Genomic DNA, 3664 nt, shown 5'->3' on the forward strand with positions numbered 1-3664 from the left:
CTCACATAGGATAGCTTGACTTACGACAATATATCCACAAACAAGGATATATGGATACAGAATCCGCCCTCGCTGCCCTGAGCGCCCTGTCGCAGTCCACACGGCTGGAGATCTTCCGCCTGCTGGTGCGCCACGAACCGGACGGACTACCCGCCGGAGACGTCGCGCGGCATCTCGATGTCCCGCAAAACACGATCTCGGCCCATCTCGCCACCCTGACCCGCGCCGGGCTGCTGACCTCGCAACGCCATAGCCGGCTGATCGTCTATCGCGCCTGTCTTCCGCGCCTGCGCGACCTGATGCTCTTCCTCGTCACGGACTGCTGCGCGGGCAGTCCCGAACTCTGCGCGCCCCTGGTCGCGAGCCTGTCCTCCTGCTGTCCGTCCCCGGAATCCTGCTCATGACCATCATGATCTACCACAACCCGGCCTGCGGCACGTCGCGCAACGTGCTGGCACTGATCCGCAATGCCGGGATCGAGCCCACGACCATCGAATATCTGAAAACGCCTCCCGGTCGTGCGGAACTGGTCGATCTGATCGCCCGTATGGGCGTTCCGGTGCGCTCGGTCCTGCGGGAAAAGGGCACGCCCTTTCACGAACTCGGCCTCGATAATCCGGCCCTGAGCGATGATGCGCTGATCGACGCCATGATGGCGCATCCGATCCTGATTAACCGGCCGATCGTCGTCACCCCCCTCGGTGCGGCACTCTGCCGTCCGTCCGAGACGGTTCTGGACATCCTGCCTAACCCGCAGAGAGGCGCTTTCGTCAAAGAGGACGGGGAGAAGATCGTCGATGAATCCGGCAAGCGGATCATCTGATGCTGGCGCTTCTGATTTTCGTTGCCACGCTGGTTTTTGTCATCTGGCAGCCTCGGGGGCTGGGTATCGGCTGGAGCGCAATGGCAGGTGCCGCCGTGGCTCTGGCAACTGGTGTGATCCACTGGCACGACATCCCCGTCGTCTGGCACATCGTCTGGGACGCGACCTTCACCTTTATCGCGCTGATCGTCATCTCGCTGTTGCTGGATGAGGCCGGGTTCTTCCATTGGGCCGCCCTGCACGTCGTGCGCTGGGGCAAAGGGCGAGGCCGGACGCTATTCCCGCTGATCGTGGTGCTGGGAGCGGCCATTGCAGCGGTTTTCGCCAATGACGGCGCGGCCCTGCTGCTGACGCCCATTGTCATCGCTATCCTGACGCAACTGCGCCTGAGCCATGGCGCGGCGCTGGCCTTTATTATCGCCACTGGGTTCGTCGCGGATACCACCAGCCTGCCGCTTGTCATTTCCAACCTGGTGAACATCGTCAGCGCCAATTTCTTTGGCATTGCGTTTGATCGCTATGCCGCGATCATGGTCCCCGTCGATCTGGTGGCGCTGGGCGCGACGCTGGCTGTGCTTTGGCTGTGGTACCGGCGGCAGGTGCCTGCGACCTATCCCGTCGCCGAACTGCCAGCACCCGCTGCGGCAATTCGTGACCACCATGTATTTCGGGCGGCATTTCCGCTGCTGGTCCTCGTTCTGGCGGCCTATTTCCTGACAGCGCCGTTTCATATCCCGGTCTGTGTCGTGGCCTGCCTGGCCGCCGGAATCCTGTTGCTCGTCGCCGGATATGGTCGGGTCATCCCTGTTCGTAAGGTGCTGCGGGGCGCCCCGTGGCAGATCGTGATCTTCTCGCTGGGCATGTATCTGGTGGTGTATGGCCTGCGCAATGCCGGGCTGACCGACTATCTTGCGACCGCACTGGTCTGGCTCGGTCATCAAGGGACGTTCACGGCCACCATCGGCACCGGCTTTCTGGCGGCTGTTCTGTCGTCCATCATGAACAATATGCCGAGTGTGCTGGTCGGGGCGCTGGCGATCCAGCAGGCTCACGACATCACGCCGCTGACACGCGACCTGATGATCTATGCCAACGTCATCGGCTGCGACCTCGGACCAAAATTCACGCCGATTGGTAGTCTCGCAACACTGCTGTGGCTGCATGTGCTGGCATCCAGGAACCATCGGGTCACATGGGGGCAGTATATGAAAGTTGGACTGGCGATCACCCCGCCCGTCCTGCTGGTCACACTCGCGGCGCTGTCCTTGTGGTTGCCCTGGATCAGCCACTCGTAATGCACGAATGGACCAATATCACAATGACCGAACCTGACTTGCCGGCCCTCCACCCCGAATATCTTGAACGGGTCGATCTCGCGCGGCTGGAACCGCAACCGCGTGTGGACCATCCGCCGCGTATCCTTCTGCTCTTCGGCTCTTTACGCCCCCGATCTTTCAGCCGGTTGCTGGTGCTTGAGGCAGAACGCATCCTGAAGGTGCTGGGGGCCGAGACACGGGTGTTCGACCCGACCGGCCTGCCGGTAGCGGATTCCGTGCCCGCAACCCACCCGAAAGTGCAGGAACTGCGGGATCTCTCGATCTGGTCGGAAGGCCAGGTCTGGTGCAGCCCCGAACGGCACGGCAACATTACCGCCGTGTTCAAGAACCAGATCGACTGGCTGCCGCTCTCCGAAGGGGCGGTCCGCCCGACACAGGGCCGCACGCTGGCGGTGATGCAGGTCTCAGGCGGATCGCAAAGCTTCAATTCCGTCAATGCCCTGCGGGTTCTGGGCCGGTGGATGCGGATGTTCACCATCCCCAACCAGTCCAGCGTGCCAATGGCCTATACGCAGTTCGGTGACGATGACCGCATGAAGCCGTCCCCCCTCTATGACCGGATGGTAGATGTCATGGAGGAACTGATGAAGTTCACATGGCTTTTACGCGACCGGGCCGACTACCTCGTGGACCGCTATAGCGAACGGAAGGCGGAATTCCGCCTCCCGGAAAGCCTGTGAGCCGGGCAATGGCGGAACAGTTCGATGTCGTGATCGTGGGCGGCGGTCAGGCAGCGCTCGCCGCCTCGTATTTCCTGCGCCGGACCGGGCTGACCTACGTCATTCTGGACAACGGGACGCAGGCGGGTGGTGCATGGGTGCATGGCTGGGATTCCCTGCATCTGTTTTCACCCGCGTCCTACAGTTCGCTGCCCGGCTGGCCGATGCCCGACACGCCCGATGGCAGCTACCCGACCCGCGACGAGGTGCTTGACTATCTGCACCGCTACGAGGCGCGCTATGCGCCGCCGATCCACCGCCCCGTAATGGTCGGACGTGTGGAACGCACTGACCAGAAATTCCTGAATGTCAGAACCAGCGTGGGTGATTTCGTAAGCCGCGCGGTCATCGGCGCAACCGGCACATGGTCTGCGCCCTTCATCCCCGATTATCCGGGTCGCGAATTGTTTGTCAGAACGCAAATCCACTCCTCCCATTACTGCAACGCACTACCATTTGCCGGTCAGCGTCTGCTCGTGGTGGGTGGGGGCAACTCCGGTGCGCAGATTATGGCGGAGCTGTCCCTTGTCGCCCAGGCAACATGGGTCACGCAGCACGATCCTGTCTTCTTACCTGACGATGTGGACGGACGGGTGCTGTTCGAGCGGGCGACCGCTCGCGTTCTCGGCGGCCCGTCGGCCATGCCCACCGGCGGTTTTGGCGACATCGTCATGGTGCCGCCCGTGCGAGCCGCCCGGGAGCGGGGCGTGCTCCACGCGGTGCGCCAGTTTGTACGCATGACGGCGACGGGCGTCGTCTGGCCCGACGGGCGAGAAGAAGCCATT

General features: G+C 62.6%; 5 protein-coding genes. All 5 read left to right on the forward strand.

Going from position 1 to position 3664, the window contains the following annotated elements:
* The first annotated feature begins 50 nt into the window (after window positions 1-50).
* Window positions 51-404 carry an ArsR/SmtB family transcription factor gene (locus ACP7IZ_RS13540; protein WP_006115729.1) on the forward strand — a complete coding sequence of 118 codons (354 nt, stop codon included), beginning with the start codon at window positions 51-53 and terminating at the stop codon, window positions 402-404.
* The gene (gene arsC / locus ACP7IZ_RS13545) at window positions 401-823 is read left to right on the forward strand and encodes an arsenate reductase (glutaredoxin) (protein ID WP_006115730.1); all 423 of its coding nucleotides are present in this window, start codon (window positions 401-403) and stop codon (window positions 821-823) included. Before ACP7IZ_RS13540 ends, arsC begins: the two co-directional genes overlap by 4 nt.
* On the forward strand, window positions 823-2118 hold the full coding sequence (locus ACP7IZ_RS13550) for an arsenic transporter (RefSeq protein ID WP_063355008.1): 1296 nt from the start codon (window positions 823-825) through the stop codon (window positions 2116-2118). The genes arsC and ACP7IZ_RS13550 overlap by 1 nt, the downstream gene beginning before the upstream one ends.
* Before the next feature lie 23 nt (window positions 2119-2141).
* Complete coding sequence (arsH, locus tag ACP7IZ_RS13555; protein ID WP_012813274.1) at window positions 2142-2840, forward strand: arsenical resistance protein ArsH; 699 nt, start codon at window positions 2142-2144, stop codon at window positions 2838-2840.
* Between the two features lie 8 nt (window positions 2841-2848).
* Window positions 2849-3664: NAD(P)-binding domain-containing protein (locus ACP7IZ_RS13560; RefSeq protein ID WP_426849675.1), on the forward strand; the 816-nt coding region annotated here is incomplete at its 3' end.

Source organism: Acetobacter sp. AAB5 (assembly GCF_050106715.1).
Classification (GTDB): domain Bacteria; phylum Pseudomonadota; class Alphaproteobacteria; order Acetobacterales; family Acetobacteraceae; genus Acetobacter; species Acetobacter oryzifermentans.